Annotated in this window: 16 protein-coding genes and 1 riboswitch; of the genes, 11 read left to right on the forward strand and 5 right to left on the reverse strand. The window is 71.8% G+C overall.

Annotated elements, in window-relative coordinates:
- Positions 1 to 405: phosphatase PAP2 family protein (locus N1F89_RS13385; protein WP_290084661.1), on the forward strand; the 405-nt coding region annotated here is incomplete at its 5' end.
- 146 nt (positions 406 to 551) lie between these two features.
- Positions 552 to 1,586 carry an aspartate-semialdehyde dehydrogenase gene (locus N1F89_RS13390; RefSeq protein ID WP_290084662.1) on the forward strand — a complete coding sequence of 345 codons (1,035 nt, stop codon included), beginning with the start codon at positions 552 to 554 and terminating at the stop codon, positions 1,584 to 1,586.
- Between the two features lie 67 nt (positions 1,587 to 1,653).
- On the opposite strand, the gene phaR is transcribed toward N1F89_RS13390, so the two are convergent.
- The gene (gene phaR / locus N1F89_RS13395; RefSeq protein WP_290084663.1) at positions 1,654 to 2,283 is read right to left on the reverse strand and encodes a polyhydroxyalkanoate synthesis repressor PhaR; all 630 of its coding nucleotides are present in this window, start codon (positions 2,281 to 2,283) and stop codon (positions 1,654 to 1,656) included.
- Positions 2,284 to 2,525: 242 nt separating this feature from the next.
- Here phaR and N1F89_RS13400 point away from each other — a divergent pair, with 242 nt between their 5' ends.
- The 7 genes from N1F89_RS13400 to N1F89_RS13430 all read left to right on the forward strand — a co-directional run bounded on the left by N1F89_RS13400 (position 2,526) and on the right by N1F89_RS13430 (position 11,481).
- Positions 2,526 to 3,710: an acetyl-CoA C-acetyltransferase gene (locus N1F89_RS13400; RefSeq protein ID WP_290084664.1), complete on the forward strand. Its 1,185-nt coding sequence runs from the start codon at positions 2,526 to 2,528 to the stop codon at positions 3,708 to 3,710.
- A gap of 211 nt (positions 3,711 to 3,921) precedes the next feature.
- Positions 3,922 to 4,644 (forward strand): acetoacetyl-CoA reductase, encoded by a 723-nt coding sequence (gene phbB, locus N1F89_RS13405; RefSeq protein ID WP_290084665.1) that lies wholly within the window; start codon positions 3,922 to 3,924, stop codon positions 4,642 to 4,644.
- Between the two features lie 686 nt (positions 4,645 to 5,330).
- A complete protein-coding gene (locus N1F89_RS13410; protein WP_290084666.1) occupies positions 5,331 to 8,561 on the forward strand; it encodes a helicase-related protein in 3,231 nt (1,076 codons plus the stop codon).
- Between the two features lie 5 nt (positions 8,562 to 8,566).
- Positions 8,567 to 8,947 carry an RNA-binding S4 domain-containing protein gene (locus tag N1F89_RS13415; protein ID WP_290084667.1) on the forward strand — a complete coding sequence of 127 codons (381 nt, stop codon included), beginning with the start codon at positions 8,567 to 8,569 and terminating at the stop codon, positions 8,945 to 8,947.
- A 135-nt stretch (positions 8,948 to 9,082) separates the two neighbouring features.
- Positions 9,083 to 9,421, forward strand: a complete 339-nt coding sequence (fdxA, locus tag N1F89_RS13420) for a ferredoxin FdxA (protein ID WP_290084668.1) — start codon at positions 9,083 to 9,085, stop codon at positions 9,419 to 9,421.
- A 366-nt stretch (positions 9,422 to 9,787) separates the two neighbouring features.
- Positions 9,788 to 10,360 carry a CarD family transcriptional regulator gene (locus tag N1F89_RS13425; protein ID WP_290084669.1) on the forward strand — a complete coding sequence of 191 codons (573 nt, stop codon included), beginning with the start codon at positions 9,788 to 9,790 and terminating at the stop codon, positions 10,358 to 10,360.
- A 236-nt stretch (positions 10,361 to 10,596) separates the two neighbouring features.
- A complete protein-coding gene (locus N1F89_RS13430; protein WP_290084671.1) occupies positions 10,597 to 11,481 on the forward strand; it encodes an RNA polymerase factor sigma-32 in 885 nt (294 codons plus the stop codon).
- A 244-nt stretch (positions 11,482 to 11,725) separates the two neighbouring features.
- Here the strand turns inward: N1F89_RS13430 and N1F89_RS13435 are convergent, their stop codons facing one another.
- The 4 genes from N1F89_RS13435 to thiB all read right to left on the reverse strand — a co-directional run bounded on the left by N1F89_RS13435 (position 11,726) and on the right by thiB (position 16,777).
- Positions 11,726 to 13,123 carry a M48 family metalloprotease gene (locus tag N1F89_RS13435; protein WP_290084691.1) on the reverse strand — a complete coding sequence of 466 codons (1,398 nt, stop codon included), beginning with the start codon at positions 13,121 to 13,123 and terminating at the stop codon, positions 11,726 to 11,728.
- Between the two features lie 242 nt (positions 13,124 to 13,365).
- Positions 13,366 to 14,154, reverse strand: a complete 789-nt coding sequence (gene thiQ / locus N1F89_RS13440) for a thiamine ABC transporter ATP-binding protein (protein ID WP_290084672.1) — start codon at positions 14,152 to 14,154, stop codon at positions 13,366 to 13,368.
- Positions 14,151 to 15,788 carry a thiamine/thiamine pyrophosphate ABC transporter permease gene (gene thiP / locus N1F89_RS13445; protein WP_290084673.1) on the reverse strand — a complete coding sequence of 546 codons (1,638 nt, stop codon included), beginning with the start codon at positions 15,786 to 15,788 and terminating at the stop codon, positions 14,151 to 14,153. The genes thiQ and thiP overlap by 4 nt, the downstream gene beginning before the upstream one ends.
- Positions 15,764 to 16,777, reverse strand: a complete 1,014-nt coding sequence (gene thiB / locus N1F89_RS13450; RefSeq protein ID WP_290084674.1) for a thiamine ABC transporter substrate binding subunit — start codon at positions 16,775 to 16,777, stop codon at positions 15,764 to 15,766. The genes thiP and thiB overlap by 25 nt, the downstream gene beginning before the upstream one ends.
- A gap of 41 nt (positions 16,778 to 16,818) precedes the next feature.
- Positions 16,819 to 16,953: riboswitch (TPP riboswitch) on the reverse strand.
- 94 nt (positions 16,954 to 17,047) lie between these two features.
- Between thiB and N1F89_RS13455 the strand changes: the two genes are divergently transcribed.
- Together N1F89_RS13455 and N1F89_RS13460 are read left to right on the forward strand one after the other, a co-directional pair.
- On the forward strand, positions 17,048 to 17,692 hold the full coding sequence (locus N1F89_RS13455) for a thiamine diphosphokinase (protein ID WP_290084675.1): 645 nt from the start codon (positions 17,048 to 17,050) through the stop codon (positions 17,690 to 17,692).
- A gap of 4 nt (positions 17,693 to 17,696) precedes the next feature.
- Positions 17,697 to 19,505, forward strand: a complete 1,809-nt coding sequence (locus N1F89_RS13460; protein WP_290084676.1) for an ATP-binding cassette domain-containing protein — start codon at positions 17,697 to 17,699, stop codon at positions 19,503 to 19,505.
- Positions 19,506 to 19,514 lie beyond the last annotated feature (9 nt).

The following is a 19,514-nucleotide window of genomic DNA, read 5'->3' on the forward strand; positions in this document are numbered from 1 at the left end:
CGCCATTTCGCCGAGCTCGGCGCCTATCATTTCGACAGCTGGACGCTCGACGCCAGCTTCGCCAGCTTTCCCTCCGGCCATGCCACGACGGTCGGCGCGGTCACCGCCTCGCTGGCGCTCCTCTTCCCGCGGCTGCGGCTCGCCGCGCTCGTCATCGCCGTGTGGGTCGGCTTCACGCGCGTCGTCGTCGGCGCGCATTATCCGAGCGATGTGGTCGCGGGGCTGTTCTTCGGCGCCTGGTTCACCTATTTCACGGCTGCGCGCTTCGCGCGGGCGGGCTTCGTCTTCGCGCCGCCGGTCACCACGATGCCGGCGCCCAAGACGTCGTTCCACCTGCTGCGCGCCGAGGCGCACCGCGCGGCCAAGCGCGCGCTGGCAAAGCTCGACGGCCGGCTCGGCCGGTAGTCGCCGCCGGCGCGCGCGGCCGCGTCCACGCCCCCCGCGCAAGTTGACTCTTGCCCGGCAGGCTGACACATCTCTGCCGCCGCGGGGGAATGACCGGACACCAGCGCGGGCGTTCGCGCCCCGCCAAGACAGGAATCGAAGGTCCCATGGGTTTCAAGATTGCCGTTGCCGGCGCCACCGGAAATGTCGGCCGCGAAATGCTCAACATCCTCGAGGAGCGCGGCTTCCCGGCCGACGAGATCGTGCCGCTCGCCTCGCGCCGCTCGGTCGGCACCGAGGTCTCCTACGGCGACAAGACCCTGAAGGTGAAGGCGCTCGACGCCTACGACTTCTCCGACACCGACCTGTGCCTGATGTCGGCCGGCGGCACGATCTCCAAGGAGCACTCGCCGCGCATCGGCCGGCAGGGCTGCGTCGTCATCGACAACTCGTCGGCCTGGCGCTACGACGCCGACGTGCCGCTGATCGTGCCGGAGGTCAATCCGGACGCCATCGACGGCTTCGGCAAGAAGAACATCATCGCCAACCCGAACTGCTCGACCGCGCAGCTCGTCGTCGCGCTCAAGCCGCTGCACGAGGCGGCCGGCATCAAGCGCGTCGTCGTGTCGACCTACCAGTCGGTCTCCGGCGCCGGCAAGGACGGCATGGACGAGCTGTTCGAGCAGACGCGCGCCGTCTTCGTCGCCGACCCGATCTCGAACAAGAAGTTCACCAAGCGCATCGCCTTCAACGTGATTCCGCACATCGACGTCTTCATGGAGGACGGCTCGACCAAGGAAGAGTGGAAGATGGTGGCCGAGACCAAGAAGATGCTGGATCCCAAGATCCGGCTGTTCGCCACCTGCGTGCGCGTGCCCGTCTTCATCGGCCATTCCGAGGCGGTGAACATCGAGTTCGAGCGCCCGATCACGCCCGACGAGGCGCGCGACATCCTGCGCGAGGCGCCGGGCTGCCTGGTCGTCGACAAGCACGAGGACGGCGGCTACGTGACGCCGGTCGAGTCGGCCGGCGAGGACGCCACCTACATCAGCCGCATCCGCGAGGATGCGACGGCCGAGAACGGCCTGGCGCTGTGGGTGGTGTCGGACAATCTGCGCAAGGGGGCGGCGCTCAACACGGTGCAGATCGCCGAGCTGCTCGTCGCGCGCGGCCTGATCACGCCGAAGAAGCAGGCCGCCTGAGGCCTTTCCGGGCCGGGCCGCCCGGCCCGGTCTGCAGGCGCGGCGCGGCGGCTTCGCGGGCCGCCGCTCAGCCCTTGTCCATGGAATCGATCTTGCGCTGCATGGCGGCGATCTGGTCGCGCAGGTCGCGCAGGTCGTCCTGCTGCGGCTCGCCTTCGTGCGCCGGCTTCGTCTCCGGCCGGTCGGCGGCCGGCTCGGCGCCGTTCGACGCGGCGCCGGGAAACGGCGTGAACATGCGCATCGCGTTCTGGAACATCTCCATGTTGCGGCGCGCCTGCTCCTCCATCATCTTCATCGGCGCGGCCATGTTCATCATGTCCATCGGCGACTGGCCGAAGGTCTCGCGCATCTGCTCGCGCAGCCGCTCCTGCTCCTTGGAGAAGGCGATCATCGACTGCTCGAGGAAGCTCGGCACGATCATCTGCATCTGATCGCCGTAAAACGAGATGAGCTGGCGCAGAAAGGGCACCGGCAGCATGCTCTGCCCCTCCTTGCGGTTCTCCAGCTCGAAGATGATCTGGGTCAGCACCGAATGGGTGATGTCGGTCCCGGTTTTGGCGTCCTGCACGACGAAGTCCTCGTCGCGCTTGACCATGTCGGCGAGGTCCTCGAGCGTCACATAGGTGCTGGTGCCCGTGTTGTAGAGCCGGCGGTTGGCGTATTTCTTGATCACCACCGTGTCGTTCTTGGCGGGCATCAGGGGCCTCCCTGTCTGCGCGGCCGTCGGGGCGACGGGCGGCCGCGGCACCGTCGCGGCGAGGATATGCGCAAACCGGCGGCAAATGAAAGCGCTTTGTGCAGCGCGGCAGATGCCTGCCGCATTGCGGCGCAAACGGGCGCCGCATGGCCCGCGCACCGTTTGACTCGGTTCCCGGATCGGGCAAGAACAAGCGGAACCGCGGCTGCCGGGCCGCCATCCAATTGTCACGGGAGACAGTCATGACCGCCACGAACGCCATCGTCGTCGCCGGTGCCGCGCGCACCCCGGTGGGCTCCTTCAACGGCTCCTTCGCCAGCCTGCCGGCGCATGATCTCGGCGCGGTCGCCATCCGCGAGGCGCTGGCGCGCGCCGGCGTCGAGGGCGGCGAGGTCGACGAGGTGATCCTCGGCCAGGTGCTGACCGCCGGCCAGGGCCAGAACCCGGCACGCCAGGCGGCGATCGCGGCCGGCGTGCCGGAATCGGCCACCGCCTGGGGCCTCAACCAGGTGTGCGGCTCGGGTCTCAGGACGATCGCCATCGGCATGCAGCAGATCGCCGCCGGCGACGCCGGCATCATCGTGGCGGGCGGCCAGGAGTCGATGTCGCTGGCGCCGCACTGCGCGCATCTGCGCAACGGGGTGAAGATGGGCGACTACGCGATGATCGACACGATGATCCGCGACGGCCTGTGGGACGCCTTCAACGGCTACCACATGGGCGTGACGGCGGAGAACGTGGCGCGCCAGTTCCAGATCACCCGCGAGGTGCAGGACGCCTTCGCGCTCGCCTCGCAGAACAAGGCGGAGGCGGCCCAGAAGGCCGGCCGCTTCGACGAGGAGATCGTTCCCGTCACCGTCAAGTCGCGCAAGGGCGACACCGTCGTCGACAAGGACGAGTACATCCGCCACGGCGCCACGCTGGACGGCATGCAGAAGCTGCGCCCGGCCTTCGACAAGGAAGGCTCGGTGACGGCGGCCAACGCCTCGGGCATCAACGACGGGGCGGCCGCCATCGTGCTGATGAGCGAGGCGGAGGCCGAGCGGCGCGGCGTGAAGCCGCTTGCCCGGCTCGTCTCCTGGGCGACGGCCGGCGTCGACCCGAAGATCATGGGCACCGGGCCGATCCCCGCCTCGCGCAAGGCGCTGGAGAAGGCGGGCTGGAAGCCGGAGGATCTCGATCTGGTCGAGGCCAACGAGGCGTTCGCCGCGCAGGCCTGCGCGGTCAACAGCGACATGGGCTGGAACCCGGAGATCGTCAACGTCAATGGCGGGGCGATCGCCATCGGCCATCCGATCGGCGCGTCCGGCGCGCGCATCTTCAACACGCTGGTCTACGAGATGCGCCGGCGCGGCGCCAGGAAGGGGCTTGCCACGCTGTGCATCGGCGGCGGCATGGGCGTCGCCATGTGCGTCGAGGCGCTCTAGATCGTGCTGCGGCGACGCGGGCAGCGGTCGTGGCACGCGCTTGCGGCCGGTCTCGCCGGTCCTGCGGCGCGTCGGCCACGGCCGCTGATTTCACGTGGCTGCAACATGCACTAGGCACAACGCCCGCGGGCCGGCCGGATCGGCCGGCCCTTTTCACGACAAGCCCGGCCAACGGGCGGCAGCAACCATCGACAACAGGGGAACGACGAGGATGAGCAGGACGGCACTTGTCACCGGAGGCACGCGCGGCATCGGCGCGGCGATCTCCATGGCACTCAAGGAGGCGGGCTACCGCGTCGCCGCGAACTATGCGGGCAACGACGAGGCGGCCGAGACATTCAAGGCGGAGACGGGCATTCCGGTCTTCAAGTGGTCGGTGGCCGACTACCAGGCCTGCGTCGACGGCATCAAGGCCGTGCAAGACGCGGTCGGCCCGGTCGACGTGCTGGTCAACAACGCCGGCATCACGCGCGACGCGATGTTCCACAAGATGACGCCGGAGCAGTGGCGCGCCGTCATCGACACCAACCTGTCGGGCGTCTTCAACATGACGCATCCGCTGTGGCCGGGCATGCGCGAGCGCAAGTTCGGGCGCATCATCACCATCTCGTCGATCAACGGCCAGAAGGGCCAGGCGGGCCAGGCCAACTACTCGGCCGCCAAGGCCGGCGACATCGGCTTCACCAAGGCGCTGGCGCAGGAGGGCGCGCGCGCCGGCATCACCGTCAACGTGATCTGCCCGGGCTACATCGCCACCGACATGGTGATGGCGGTTCCCGAGGCGGTGCGCGAGAAGATCATCGGCCAGATCCCGGTCGGCCGGCTTGGCGAGACGGCCGAGATCGCGCGCTGCGTCGTCTTCCTGGCCTCCGACGACGCCGGCTTCATCACCGGCTCGACCCTGACGGCGAACGGCGGCCAGTATCTCGCCTGAGGCTCCGGACGACGCCTCGTGCGCCCGCGCGCATCACCGGCATTCGTTAACGGCGCCCGCGGGCGCCGTTTTCGCGCGCCGTGCCGAAACGGCACGCAACCGTTAACGGCCGGCCGCCCGTGCCTGTGGAGTGCCTGTGGGCATTGCGTGGACAGCCTGTGGACAACACCACATGTTGTGGCGGACGAAACGGGAACATCGGCGCCGCGCTGATTCGTCGCCGTTTCGTTCCGGCTTTGATCGAAGCGTTAACGCGAGCGTGCCGCCGGCCGCCGGCGCGGTTAAGGCATGCTTCATTTTTCCTAACGAAACCGGCCGCTTGGCGGCCGCCCGGCGCGGCACCGGGGCGGCCGGCGGGCAAAAGGTTAACGCCGGCCGGCGGATGGCGCCGGCACAGCGCGCGGCCGATTCAGCATCTGGTGGCAAAACCGTCGCCGAACCCATATCTAGGGGTGAACAAAGCCGGAATCGGCGCGAGTCAGTGATTCGTCGCCGATTCGTTCCAGACTCGTTCCGGCCGTTAACGCGCACCGTCCCTGCTGCGCCCGCGATGCCGCGACTGTCCGCCGGCAGGGACTTGAAGCGCCGGACCCGGCCGGCCATTTGCCTTTGAACCGCCCGCACGGGCGTGGTAACCGAGGCCGACACCGGACGCCTCATCCCGACAGGGGCCGCTTTCCGCCATCATGAATTTCCACAAGAGCCAAGACGAGCCGCTGATCCTGTCGGGGCGTGACGTGACGGCCGTGCTCGGCCCCACCAACACCGGCAAGACGCATCTGGCGATCGAGCGCATGGTGGCGCACGAATCCGGCGTCATCGGCCTGCCGCTGCGGCTGCTGGCGCGCGAGGTCTACGGCCGGGTGGCCGACAAGGTCGGCGCGCAGAACGTCGCCCTGATCACCGGCGAGGAGAAGATCGCGCCGCCCGGCGCGCGCTACTCGGTGTGCACGGTGGAGGCGATGCCGCGCCAGACCGACGCGGCCTTCGTGGCGATCGACGAGGTGCAGCTCGCCGGCGATCTCGAGCGCGGCCACATCTTCACCGACCGCATCCTGCACCTGCGCGGCCGCCAGGAGACGCTGCTGCTCGGCGCCGGCACCATGCGCGGCGTGCTGGAGCGGCTGTTGCGCGGTGTCTCGGTGGTGACGCGGCCGCGCATGTCGCATCTCGCCTATGCCGGCTCGCGCAAGCTCACGCGGCTGCCGCGGCGCTCGGCCATCGTCGCCTTCTCGGCCGACGAGGTCTACGCCATCGGCGAATTGGTGCGGCGCCAGCGCGGCGGCGTCGCGGTGGTGCTCGGCGCGCTCAGCCCGCGCACGCGCAACGCCCAGGTGGCGCTCTACCAGTCGGGCGACGTCGACTATCTCGTCGCCACCGACGCCATCGGCATGGGCCTCAACCTCGACGTCGACCACGTCGCCTTCGCGCAGAACCGCAAGTTCGACGGCTTCCAGTATCGCGAGCTGACGGCCGGCGAGCTCGGCCAGATCGCCGGGCGCGCCGGGCGCCACGTGCGCGACGGCAGCTTCGGCGTCACCGGCCAGGTCGATCCGTTCCCCGACGCGCTGGTCGAGCGCATCGAGGGGCACGAGTTCGAACCGGTGAAGATCCTGCAGTGGCGCACGGCGGCGCTCGATTTCGCCAGCCTCGACGCGCTCAAGGACTCGCTCGAGGTCGCGCCGCCGGTCGAGGGGCTGACCAAGGCGCTGCCGGCCGCCGACATGCGCGTGCTCGACCAGCTCGTGCGCGACGGCGAGATCCGCGGCCTGGCCGACACGCGCGAGCGCGTCGCGCTGCTGTGGGACGCCTGCGCCCTGCCCGACTACCGCAAGATCGCGCCGGCCCAGCACGCCGACCTGGTGGCGGCGATCTATCGCGATCTCGCCCGCGACGGCCGTGTCGACGAGGACTATCTCGCCGAGCAGGTGCGCCGCGCCGCCTCGACGGAGGGCGACATCGACACGCTGTCGCAGCGCATCGCGCAGATCCGCACCTGGACCTTCGTCTCGCACCGCCCCGGCTGGCTGGCCGATCCGGCCCACTGGCAGGAGCGGACGCGCGAAATCGAGGATCGGCTGTCGGATGCGCTGCATGAGAGATTGACGAAGCGATTCGTAGACCGCAGGACATCGGTGCTCATGCGGCGCCTGAGGGAAAACACGATGCCGGAAGCAGAAATCAGCCCCGCTGGCGAGGTCCTCGTCGAGGGGCATCATGTCGGGGAGCTGCAGGGCTTCCGCTTCACCGCCGACCGCAGCGCCGAGGGCGAGGACGCCAAGGCGGTGAAGGCGGCAGCACAGAAGGCGCTGGCGGCCGAGTTCGAGGCGCGCGCGGAGCGCTTCGCGGCGGCGGCCAACGGCGACCTGGCGATCGGGGCCGACGGCCTGCTGCGCTGGCTCGGCGCGCCGGTGGCCACGCTGGTGGTCGGCGAGGACCCGCTCGCCCCGCGCATCGTGCTCCTGGCCGACGAGCAGCTCACCGGGCCGGCGCGCGAGCGCGTGGCGGCGCGCGCGCAGCGCTATGCCGACCTGCAGCTCGAAACGCTTCTGAAGCCGCTGTTCGATCTCCGGCGCGCCGACCACCTGTCGGGCATGGCGCGCGGGCTGGCCTTCCGGCTGGTCGAGAATCTCGGCGTGCTCAACCGGCGCGAGGTCGCCGACGAGGTGCGCGCGCTCGACCAGGAGGCGCGCGCGGCGCTGCGCCGGCTCGGCGTGCGCTTCGGCGCCTACCACATCTTCGTGCCGGCGCTGCTCAAGCCGGCGCCGGCCGGGCTGGTGACGCTGCTGTGGGCGCTCGCCAACGACGGCAAGGACAAGCCGGGCTACGGTGACGTGGTCGCCGCGCTGGCCGCCGGCCGCACCTCGCTCGCCACCGACGCCGGCTTCGAGCCGACCTTCTATCGGCTCGCCGGCTTCCGCAATCTCGGCCGCCGCGCGGTGCGCGTCGACATTCTGGAGCGGCTCGCCGACCTGATCCGCCCGGCGCTCGCCTGGAAGGCCGGCCAGGGGCCGCGACCGGACGGCGCCTATGACGGCCAGGCCTTCGTCGTCACGCCGGCGATGATGTCGATCCTCGGCGCCACGGCCGACGACATGGAGGCGATCCTCAAGGGGCTCGGCTACCGCGCCGAGGCGAAGCCGGCCGAGGCGGTGGCCGAACGGCTGTCGCAGGCCGATGCCGAAGCCGCGGCTGCGGCGGCGCCGGCGGCTGCCGATGCGCCGGCGGCCGATGCCGCCGAGCCGACGGCCGAGAGCCCGGTGCCGGCGGCCGATGCCGCCGCGCCGGCGGCCGAAAGCCCGACGCCGGCGGCCGCGGCGGATGCGCCGGCGGAAACCGCGCAAGCGGCGCAGCAGGAGGCGCCCGCGGCGGCCGCAGCCGCTTCCGGCGAGGACGCGCCGCTGGCGGCGCCGGCTTCCGAGACGCCGGCCGACCCGGCGTCCAGGACGCCGGTCGAACCGGCCGCCGGTCCCGCGGTGCCAGGCGAACCGGCCGCCGCGCCGGCCGAGACCGCGCCCGCCGACGGCGCGCCCGCCGAAGCGGGCCTCGCCGCGCCGCAGGGCGGCCAGGCCGCCGCCGAGGCTCCGGCGGGTGAAGCGCCGGTCGCGCCGGAGGCGGAAGAGCCGAAGACGGTTCTCGTGTGGCGGCCCGGCCGCGGCGACGGGCGGCCGCGGCGCGACAAACGGCCGCAGGGCGACGGCGCCGGCCGCTCCGGCGCGCGCGGCAGGTCCGGCGGCCCGGGCGGCCCGGGCGGCAAGGGCAAGGCAGGCAAGCCCGGCAAGCCGCGTCCGGGCAAGGCGGCGTCGGACGGCGCGCCGCGGCGCGGCGAGCGGCCGCGCGGCGAGCGCCCGGCACGGCTCGATCCCGACTCGCCGTTCGCCAAGCTGGCCGCGCTCAAGGACAAGCTCAAGTCGTAGTGGCCATGGCGGGCGACAGGCAGCGCATCGACCGGTGGCTGTTCTTCGCCCGCGTCGTCAAGTCGCGCTCGCTGGCCGCCCGCCTGGCGCAGTCGGGCCGGGTGCGCGTCAACCGCGAGAAGATCGCCCAGGCCGCGCACGCGGTGAAGCCGGGCGACGTGCTGACCATCACGCTCGACCGGCAGGTTCTGGTCTACCGGGTGCTGGCGCCCGGCGCGCGGCGCGGGCCGGCCGCCGAGGCGCGGCTGCTCTACGAGGACCTGTCGCCGCCGCCCGCGCCGCGCGAGCGCGAGCCGATCCCGCCGCCGGGGCTGCGCGAGGCCGGTGCCGGGCGGCCGACCAAGCGCGAGCGGCGGGCGCTGGAGCGCTGGCGCGGCGAGGATTGAAGCCCCGCCGGCGGCCGCGCAAAACGGTTCTCCCATCGCCGCCCCGCGCGACAGCCGCGACCCTTGTCACCGCATGGCAAAGCGGCTACCTGACCGCTGACAAGGCCCCTGGAAGGCAACAGCCGGACGTCCGCAATGACCTATTTGGTGACCGACAACTGCATCAAGTGCAAGTACATGGACTGCGTGGAGGTGTGTCCGGTGGACTGCTTCTACGAGGGCGAGAACATGCTCGTGATCCATCCCGACGAGTGCATCGACTGCGGCGTGTGCGAGCCCGAATGCCCGGCCGACGCGATCAAGCCGGACACCGAGCCGGGACTCGACAAGTGGTTGCAGGTCAACACCGAATACGCGGAAAAGTGGCCCAACATCACGATCAAGCGCGACCCGCCGCCGGAAGCCGAGAAGTATGACGGCGAGGAAGGCAAGTTCGAGAAGTACTTCTCGCCGGAGCCCGGCGAGGGCGACTGAGCAGCACGCCGGCGCACGGGCGCCGCGGGCTGGTCGCGCATGCCCGCCAGGGCCGGCACGGGGTCCGGCCGGGGCGATTTCGCGCATGCGGCAAATTGTTGATTCTCTCGGCTTTTTATGTTACCGTGCCAAAACATGCCGGTGACCAATCTCGATCATGGCGCGGACGCGTTAATCACTGAAAGGTGACAACAACACCCCGGACCAAGGCAACTTGGCCACGCCGGCGCTTTTTCCACGTCCGCCTGGTCCCGCCCGGTCCCTCGACGCGTTCCTCAGCGACCGGCCGCGCTTGCGGCGTCCCCGGCGTCCGGCTGGCGGCAGACGACACGTCGGCCGCCCATAAAAAACAGGAGTCTAAGGCGTATGGCAACCCAGCAGAAGAAGTCGGCACAGCGTCAGGGTTTCAAGACCGGCGAGCACATCGTCTATCCGGCGCACGGCGTCGGCCAGATCGTCGCCATCGAGGAACAGGAAGTGGCCGGACACAAGCTGGAGCTCTTCGTGATCGATTTCCAGAAGGACAAGATGCGCCTCAAGGTCCCCGTCGCCAAGGCGACCTCGATCGGCATGCGCAAGCTGTCGGAGACCGACTATGTCGACCGCGCCCTCAAGGTCGTGCAGGGTCGCGCGCGCGTCAAGCGCACCATGTGGTCGCGCCGCGCGCAGGAGTATGACGCCAAGATCAACTCCGGCGACCTGATCTCGATCTCGGAGGTGGTGCGCGACCTGTACCGCGCCGAGAACCAGCCGGAGCAGTCCTATTCCGAGCGCCAGCTCTACGAGGCCGCGCTCGACCGCATGGCGCGCGAGATCGCCGCGGTCAACAAGATGTCGGAGACCGAGGCGGTGCGGCTGATCGAGGTCAACCTCAACAAGGGACCGCGGCGCGGCGCCAAGGCCGACAACGAGGACACCGAGCAGGAGGAGGCGGCCTGAGGCCCTCCACCGTACCGCTCGCCACCAACAAGACCCGGCCCGCGTGCCGGGTCTTGCTTTTTTGCGCCCGCTTCTTGCGCGGAGAAAGAAAAAACCCCCGGCGGATGCAACTTTGTGCGCCGCCCACTCGTTGGCTTCCCTTGTAACGGATAGTCTTGTCTCACGCGGCTTGACGGCAATCCGCGCACACGCGGCGAAACCTGCAGGCCATCGCAACGAGGATCGGAATCCGCGCCATGGAACAGCAGACGCGAAACGCACTGGTCAAGGCGGCCATGAAGGCCCCCTACCTGGCCCGCGACGAAGAGCACGAGCTGGCGGTGCGCTGGAAGGAAAAACGCGACCAGGAAGCGCTGCACGTCATGACGATGGCGCACATGCGGCTGGTCATCGCCATGGCGGCCAAGTTCCGCCATTTCGGCCTGCCGATGAACGATCTCATCCAGGAGGGCCATGTCGGCCTGCTGGAGGCGGCCGCCCGCTTCGAGCCCGACCGCCTGGTGCGCTTCTCGACCTATGCCTCGTGGTGGATCCGCGCCTCGATCCAGGACTACATCCTGCGCAACTGGTCGATCGTGCGCGGCGGCACCAGCTCGGCGCAGAAGGCGCTGTTCTTCAACCTGCGGCGGCTGCGCGCGCGGCTGGCACAGGGCGGCGACACGCTGCCCAGCGACAACGTCTACCGCGAGGTGGCGATGGCGCTCGGCGTGTCGGTGTCGGACGTCGCGCTGATGGATTCGCGGCTGTCGGGCCCCGACACCTCGCTCAACGCGCCGGTGATCGACGACGGCTCGGGCGCCTCGGACCGCATGGACTTCCTGGTCTCCGACAGCCCGCTGCCCGACGAGATCGTCGGCGAGACGATCGACGAGGAGCGTCGGGCCGAGTGGCTGCACACCGCGCTCGGCGCGCTCAACGAGCGCGAGCTGAAGATCATCCGCGAGCGGCGGCTGCGCGAGGACGGCGCGACGCTGGAATCGCTCGGCGAGCGGCTCGGCATTTCCAAGGAGCGGGTGCGCCAGATCGAAAGCCGGGCGCTCGAGAAGCTGCGCAGCGCGCTGGTCAGCCAGCGGCCCGAGATGGCCGGCGATCACGCGGCGGCGCTTCGGCCGGGCGCCTGAGACCCGGCGCCGGGGACCGCGCCGCGGTCCTCGGCCGACACGACGGTGCCTTGCCGATCTCCCGGCGGGCCGGCGGCGGATAGCTGTCGAAGGCTGCCAGACCCAGCCTCGCACGGCCGCGCGCGGCGGCTTTCTCAGCCATTCATGCGGAACCCGGCCTTTGCCGGCTGCGGACGGCGCCGCGGTCCGTCGCATCGCTGCCGGCGCATCTCGGCGAGGTCCGGCGCCCCGGCCGGGAACGCTCTCAGCGGTCGGTGACGATCTTCACCCGGTCGCCGGCCGACAGCGTCGCCCCGGGACCCAGTGCGTTGAGCAGCCGGAACAGCTCCAGCTTGCGGTCCATGCCCACCATCTGCGCGGCGAGCGTGCCGACCGTCTGGCCGGGGCGCACGGTGACGACGCGCACGCGCAGCGGCCGCAGCGCCTGGCGCTCGCGCGCGTCGAGCAGGCGGAAGCTTGCCGCCACCTCGCCGGCGACGTCCTCGAGCCGGTCGCTCGACAGCGGCGCCGCCGTCAGCAGGCGATAGACCTGGTCGCCGGCGCGCACCACCGTGATGGAAAACTGCCAGCCGTCGGCCCGCGCGCGGGCGGTCGCCGCCTCGTTGCCGTTGAGCTCGATGGCGCGCACGCTGCCCGGTTCGAGGCCGGCGACCCAGCCGCTGGTGATGTAGTCGGTGAGCGCCGTGCGGCGCGACAGCGACACGCCGTCGAAGCGGATCGCCACCTCGCCCGGCCCGGTCGCGGTGACCGCCGCCGCGGCGTTGTCGATGACGAAGCTCGGCGGCACGCGGAAGGCCACGCCGAGGCCGGGATGCAGGAAATCGCGGCCGCGCACGAAGCCCTCTTCCGGCGTGTCGCCGAACAGCATGCCGTCGATGCCGGCGAGAAACCCGTCGCGGTCGCGCGCGCCGGCCTCGCCGGGCTGGCCGAAGGCGCGCGCATGGCGCTTGGCCAGCTCGATGCGCTGCGGCGCGTTGGGGTGCGTGGCCAAAAAGTCGAGACTGGCGTCGTCGCCGCTGACGCTGCGGAAATCGGCATAGGCGGCCATCGACTGCAGGAAGCGGGCGGCGGCGAACGGGTCGTAGCCGACGCGGCCCATGGTGCGGATGCCGATCGCGTCGGCCTGCAGCTCCTGGTTGCGCGAGAACTGCGCCAGCCGCAGCTTGCCGCGCACCAGCGCGGCGCGCGCCACCGGGCTGCCGCCCAGCACCTCGTTGACGACCTGCGAGGCGAGGATCTCCTCCGCCTCCTTCTGCTGCCGCTCCAGCCCGTGATTGGCCGTCACATGCGCCATCTCGTGCGCCAGCACGGCGGCCAGCTCGGCCGAATCGTTGGCCAGCGCCAGCAGGCCGCGGGTCACGTAGAGATAGCCGCCGGGCAGCGCGAAGGCGTTGACGTTGGGCGAATCGAGGATGGTGATGCGGTACGCCTGGTCCGGGTTCTCCGGGTCGAGCGTCAGCTTGCCCACCACCTTGGCGACGACGCGCTCCAGCTTGGCATCGGAGTACTCGCCGCCATAGGTGGCCAGGATGCGCGGATGCTGCTCGCGCGCCACCTTGGCCAGCCGGTCGTTGCGGGTGACCGTGTCGACGGTGATCGGGTTCGACGAGGGGGCGAAGTCGCCGCTGTCGAGCCCGACCATCTGGCAGCCGGCGAGCACGGCGCCGAGCGCGACGACCGCGCCGGCGGCGCGCAGACGCCGCAGCGCCGCGCCGGGGCGGCGGAGAACCGGAAGCGGGATCGACATGGCAGACAGTGTCGCGCTCCTTCGCGAGGCGGCGGCCGGTGCGGCCGGACAGGGGACGGACCGTCGCCAGCCAATAGCCGATGCGCCGTAACGCGCAAGGGCCCTCGCGGCGACCGCCCGAAAGCTATTTCCCCCATTTAAGGCGTCTTCCGGGCAATTCCATGATCGCGATCATTCTCGCGCGGCCGCGCGACATCGATGCGACGGTCGCCGAGATAGCGCGAGAAGGCCTGCGGCCCGCCGCCTGACAGGAAGGTCGCGGCCGCGCCGGTGCCGGCCACCGTGCCGTCGGCCAGGAACAGGATCGAGCCGGCGAGCCGCGCGGCATCCTCGGGCTGGTGCGTGGCCATCAGCACCGTCATGCGCCGCTCGGCGTGCAGTTCGGCGACCAGCGCCAGCATCTCCTGGCGCAGCGCCGGCCCGAGCGAGGCGAAGGGCTCGTCGAGCAGCAGCACCGGCCGGTCGCGCACCAGGACGCGGGCGAGCGCGACGCGCTGGCGCTCGCCGCCCGACAGCGCCTGCGGCAGCCGCGCCGCCTTGCCGGCCAGGCCGACACGCTCGATCGCCCCGGCCACCGCCTGCCGGTCGGCCGCGTCGAGCCTGAGCGCCGGCGAGCGGCCGAGCCCGACATTGGCGGCGACGTCGAGATGGGCGAACAGGTTGTTCTCCTGAAACACCATGGAGACCGGCCGGCGCGCCGGCGGCAGCCCGGTGACGTCGCTATCGCCGATCAGGATGCGCCCCGACGCCGGCGTCTCGAAGCCGGCGATGAGCGCCAGCAGGGTCGACTTGCCGGCGCCGCTCGGCCCCATCACGGCGACGATCTCGGCCGCCTCGACGGCCGCGTCGAAACGCACCGGCGCGCCGCCGGGATAGGCGAAGCGCACCGCATCGAGGCGGATGGCGGCACCGGCTGGTCCGGTCATCGCGCGCGGGCGAGGCGGTCGGAGACGATCATCAGCGCCAGACACAGCATGCCGAGCAAAAGTGCAAGCCCCGCGGCGTCGGCCGTGCGGTAGCTCGCCATGCGCGCCAGCAGCAGATAGGGCAGCGTCTCCACCGCATCGCTGCCGAACAGCGCGATTACACCGAGGTCGCCGAGCGACAGCGCCATGGCGAAGGCGTAGGCCATCGCCATCGGCCGGCGCAGCGACGGCCAGTCGATCAGCCGGAGCCGCGTCCAGCCGGCGATGCCGAGCGACAGGCACAGCCGCTCGTGCCGGGCGCTCGCCGCGTCGTAGGCCGGCCGGATGGCGCGCACGGCGAAGGGCATCGCCATCGCGGCGTTGACGGTCACCACCATCACCGGGGCGAAGGCGAAGACGTCGCCGGCCTCGCGCAGCAGGATGAACCAGCCCGCGCCGATGACCAGCGGCGGCACCACCAGAACCAGGCCGGCGCCGGCGTCGGTGGCGCGCTCGAAGAGCGTAGGCGCCGCCAGCGGCCCGCGGGCGAGCTCCAGCGCACGGCGCGCCGCCACCAGCGCGAAGGCGAGCACCAGGCACAGCGCGGCGGCCAGCGCCGACAGCACCAGGCTGGTCGCGGTGGCGCGACGCACCGCCGCCTCGCCGGCGAGACGCATGAGGTCGGCGCCGAGCCCGGCGAGCACGGTGGCCGCCATCGGCCCGGCGACGAAGACCAGCGCGGCGGCGATCAGCGCCAAGTTGGCGGCGCTTTCGGCGGGCCGCCGCGTCACCGGCCGGCGCGGCGCCACCGGCAGGCTGGCGTCGCCGGTCATCGCCGCGCCGAGCCGGGCGAGCGCCAGGACGACGACGGCCGTCAGCGCGACCTGCACCAGCGTCAGCGCCAGCGCCCGGGCGGGATCGAAATCGAAGCGCAGCGCCTGGTAGATCGCCACCTCCAGCGTGGTGGCGCGCGGCCCGCCGCCGAGCGTCAGCACGATGGTGAAGGAGGTCGCGCACAGCATGAAGACGAGGCCGGCCACGCCGGGCAGCGCGGCGCGCAGCGCCGGCCACTCGACGAAGCGGAAGGAGGCGCGCCCGCCCATGCCGAGCTGGGCGGCGAGCCGCCACTGGTCGTTGGGCACCGATTCCAGGCTTTCCAGGAGCAGCCGGGTGGCGAGCGGCAGGTTGAAGAAGACGTGCGCCACCAGGATGCCGGCGAGCCCGTAGATGCCGGGCCAGCCGGTGCGGCCGAGGCCCTCCAGAAGCTCGGCGAGGAAGCCGGCCCGGCCATAGAGCGCCAGCACGCCGAGCGCGGCGACGATCGCCGGCAGGGCGAGCGGCACGGCGAAGAGCTGCAGGATCAGCGCCCGGCCGGGCAGCCGCGGATGGCGCGCCAGCGCGCGCGCCACGAACAGCGCCGGCAGCACCGACAGAAGCGTCGACAGCAGCGCCTGCCACAGCGTGAAGCGGGCGACGCGCAGCAGATAGGGGTCGAAGGCGTCGAGCGCGCCGCCCCAGTCGTCGGCCGCAGCGTAGGCCAGCCCGAGGCCGGCGCCGCCGATCAGCGCCGCCAGCCCTGCCAGCGCGGTCGCGCCGGCGGCGGCGCGGCCGCCGACCGGCACGGCGCGCCTCAGCGGCTCATCACCGCGAGCCATTCATCGATCCAGGCCTTGCGGTTCTCGGCCACCGTCTCCGGCGACAGGATCAGCGTCTCGGCCGGCTCGACGAGGTCGGAGAAGGCCGGGTCGAGCGGCTCGGAGATCTCGCCGGCCGGGTACATCCAGTTGGTCTCCGGGATCGCGTCCTGGAAGCCCGGTCCGGTCATGAAGGCGAGGAATTCGGCGGCCAGCGGATTGTCGGCCGCCTTCACCGTGCGCGCGGCGAGCTCGATCTGCAGGTAGTGGCCCTCCTCGAAGGCGGCCGCGGCGTAGCGGTCGGTGCCCTCGGCGATGCGGTGATAGGCCGTCGAGGTGGTGTAGGACAGCACCATCGGCACCTCGCCCTGGGTGAACAGGCCGTAGGACTCGCTCCAGCCCGGCGTCACGGTCAGCACATTGTCCTCGAGCGCGGCCCAGGCGTCGGCCGCCTCGTCGCCGAACACCGCCTTCATCCACAGCAGCAGGCCGAGGCCGGGCGTCGAGGTGCGCGGGTCCTGGATGGCGATCTTCAGCTCCGGGCCGGCCGCGACCAGCTCGGCCAGGCTCTGCGGCGGCGTGTCGATCGCCTCGGTGTCGTACATGAAGGCGAAATAGCCGTAGTCGTAGGGCACGAAGGTCGCGTCGTCCCAGCCGCCCGGCACGTCGACCCGGTCGAGCGCGATGTCGTGCGGCGCGAACAGGCCGGTCTCGCGCGCCGCCTGCATCAGGTTGGTGTCGAGGCCGAGCACGATGTCGGCGTCGGTGTTCTCGCCCTCCAGCCGGACGCGGTTGAGCATCGCCACGCCGTCGGCCACGGTGACGAACGCGATGTCGCAGCCGCATTCGGCCTCGAAGGCCTCTTCGACCAGCGGGCCGGGGCCCCAGTCGGCGGTGAAGCTGTCATAGGTGTAGACGGTCAGCGTCGCGTCCTGCGCGGCGGCCGGCAGGGCGAGCGTCGCGCCGGCGAGCGCGGCGGCGGTGAGGGACAAGACGGTGTTGCGCGGCATCGGCGCCTCCTTGGTTTCGCGTTGCAAGGGAATGAGGCGCCGTGTGACGAGCGTCTAATCCCTCCGCCGGTGTTAACCGGATCAGGTTCAGCGGGTTGGCCGGACCGTCCGCGGACGGTCCCGTGGTGCCTCTCAGCCGGCTGCGCTGCGCGCTGCCGGCACCCCGTTAGAGCGCGGCCACCCTAGAGGCTGGGGCCGGGACGCGCAAGCGCCGGCAGCGCGCGCGATGCGGCTTCCGCTGGCGCGGGCAGGCGTGATAAGGCCGCCGGCATGACACGTTTCACCATCCTGCTCGGCGGCGATCTGGAGGCGACGCCGCGGCTGCGCGCCCAGGTCGCCGGCACGCGCGTGATCGCCGCCGATTCGGGCATACGCCACGCCCGGCCGCTCGGCCTGGTGCCGGAGCTCTGGCTCGGCGATTTCGATTCCGTGCCGCCGGCGGCGCTCGGCAGCCACAACGGCGTGCGTCGCGAGGTCTATCCGCAGGACAAGGACGAGACCGACGGCGAGCTGGCGATCGCCGCCGCCCGGCGCGAGGGGGCCGATGCGCTGGTCATGGCCGGCGCCTTCGGCGGGCCGCGCGCCGACCACGGCCATCTGCATCTGGCGCAGGCGCTGAAGCTTGCTGCCGAGGGCACGGCGGTGATGCTGTCGAGCGGCACGCAGGAGGGCTGGCCGCTGCTGGCCGGCGACGATCGGGGCTTCGACTTCGCCGACGGCACGCTGTTTTCCGTCGTCGCCTTCTCGCAGCTCGAGGGGCTGACGGTGAGCGGCGCGAAATGGCCGCTCGATGCCGTCACCGTGCCGTTCGGCTCGTCGCTGACGATCTCCAACGCGGTCAGCGGCACGCTGCGCGTGGCGCTCGGCGCGGGCCGCGCCATCGTGCTGGCGCAGCTCGGCCACGCGGCGGGCTGAGCCGATGGCGCCGCCGCTCCTGTCGCTCGACGGCATCCGGCTGACCTTCGGCGGCCAGCCGCTGCTCGACGGCGCGCAGCTCTTCGTGTCGCCCGGCGAGCGCATCGCGCTGGTCGGCCGCAACGGCTCGGGCAAGTCGACGCTGCTCAAGATCGCCGCCGGCCTCGCCGAGGCGCAGGAGGGGACGGTGTTCCGCCAGCCGACGGCGACCCTGCGCTACCTGCCGCAGGCGGCCGACCTGTCCGGCTTCGACAGCGTGCACGGCTATGTCGAGGCCGGGCTGGGGCCGGCCGACGACCCCAACCGCGTCGTCATGGTGCTCGACCGGCTGGGGCTTTCCGGCGAGGAGGACCCGGCGACGCTGTCGGGCGGCGAGGCGCGGCGCGCCGCGCTCGCCCGCGTCTTGGCGCCGCAGCCCGACATCCTGCTGCTCGACGAGCCGACCAACCATCTCGACCTGACGACCATCGAGTGGCTGGAGGACGAGCTCGCCCGCTCGGCCGCCGCGCTGGTGGTGATCTCGCACGACCGCCGCTTCCTGGAGCGCGTCAGCCGCGCCACGGTGTGGCTCGACCGCGGCCGCACGCGGCGGCTGGAGCAGGGTTTCGCCCGCTTCGAGGACTGGCGCGACGGCGTGCTCGAGGAGGAGGAGCGCGAGCTGCACAAGCTCGGCCGCCAGGTGGCGCGCGAGGAGCACTGGCTGCGCTACGGCGTGACGGCGCGGCGCAAGCGCAACATGCGCCGGCTCGGCGAGCTGCATGCGCTGCGCGAACGGCTGAGGACGCACCGCCGGGCCGAGGGCGCCGCGGCGCTCGGCGCCGGCGAGACCGCGGACTCCGGCAAGCTCGTCATCGAGGCGCAGGGGCTGGAAAAGCGCTACGGCGCGCGCGCCGTCGTGCGCGACATGTCGATCCGCATCCTGCGCGGCGACCGCATCGCGCTGGTCGGTCCGAACGGCGCCGGCAAGACGACGCTGCTCCGGCTTCTGATCGGCGATCTGGCGCCGGATGCGGGCACGGTGCGGCTCGGCGCGCGGCTCGACGTCACCACGCTCGACCAGCGCCGCAGCGCGCTGGCGCCGGATCAGTCGGTGGCCGATTTCCTGACCGGCGGCGGCAGCGACATGCTGAGCGTCAACGGCGAGCAGCGCCATGTCGTGTCCTACATGAAGGACTTCCTGTTCCGGCCCGAGCAGGCGCGCACGCCGGTGCGCGACCTGTCGGGCGGCGAGCGCGCCCGGCTGGTGCTGGCGCGGCTGCTGGCGCGGCCGGCCAACCTGCTGGTGCTCGACGAGCCGACCAACGATCTCGACATGGAGACGCTCGACCTGCTGCAGGAGCTGGTCGCCGGCTTTCCCGGCACGGTGGTGCTGGTCAGCCACGACCGCGACTTTCTCGACCGCACGGCGACCAGCACGCTGGTGCCGGAGGGCGACGGCCGCTGGACCGCGTATGCCGGCGGCTACAGCGACATGCTGGCGCAGCGCGGCGTGCGGCGGCTGTCCGACCGGCGGACGGAGGCGGCCGGCAAGCCGGCCCGCGAGGGCGCCGCGGCCGCCAAGCCGCGCTCGGATGCGCGCAAGCTCTCCTACAAGCAGAAATACGCGCTCGAGACGCTGCCCGGGCGGATCGCCGCGCTGGAGGCGGAGATCGGCCGGCTCGAGGCGCAGCTCGCCGATCCGGGCCTCTACGAGCGCGACCCGCAGCGCTTCTCGGCCACCGCCGGGGCGCTCGAGGGCAAGCGTGCCGAAAAGGCCGGGCTCGAGGACGAATGGCTCGAGCTGGAAATGCTGCGCGAGACGATCGAGGGCTGAGCGGCGCCG

The organism is Aquibium sp. A9E412, assembly GCF_030398335.1.
Classification (GTDB): domain Bacteria; phylum Pseudomonadota; class Alphaproteobacteria; order Rhizobiales; family Rhizobiaceae; genus A9E412.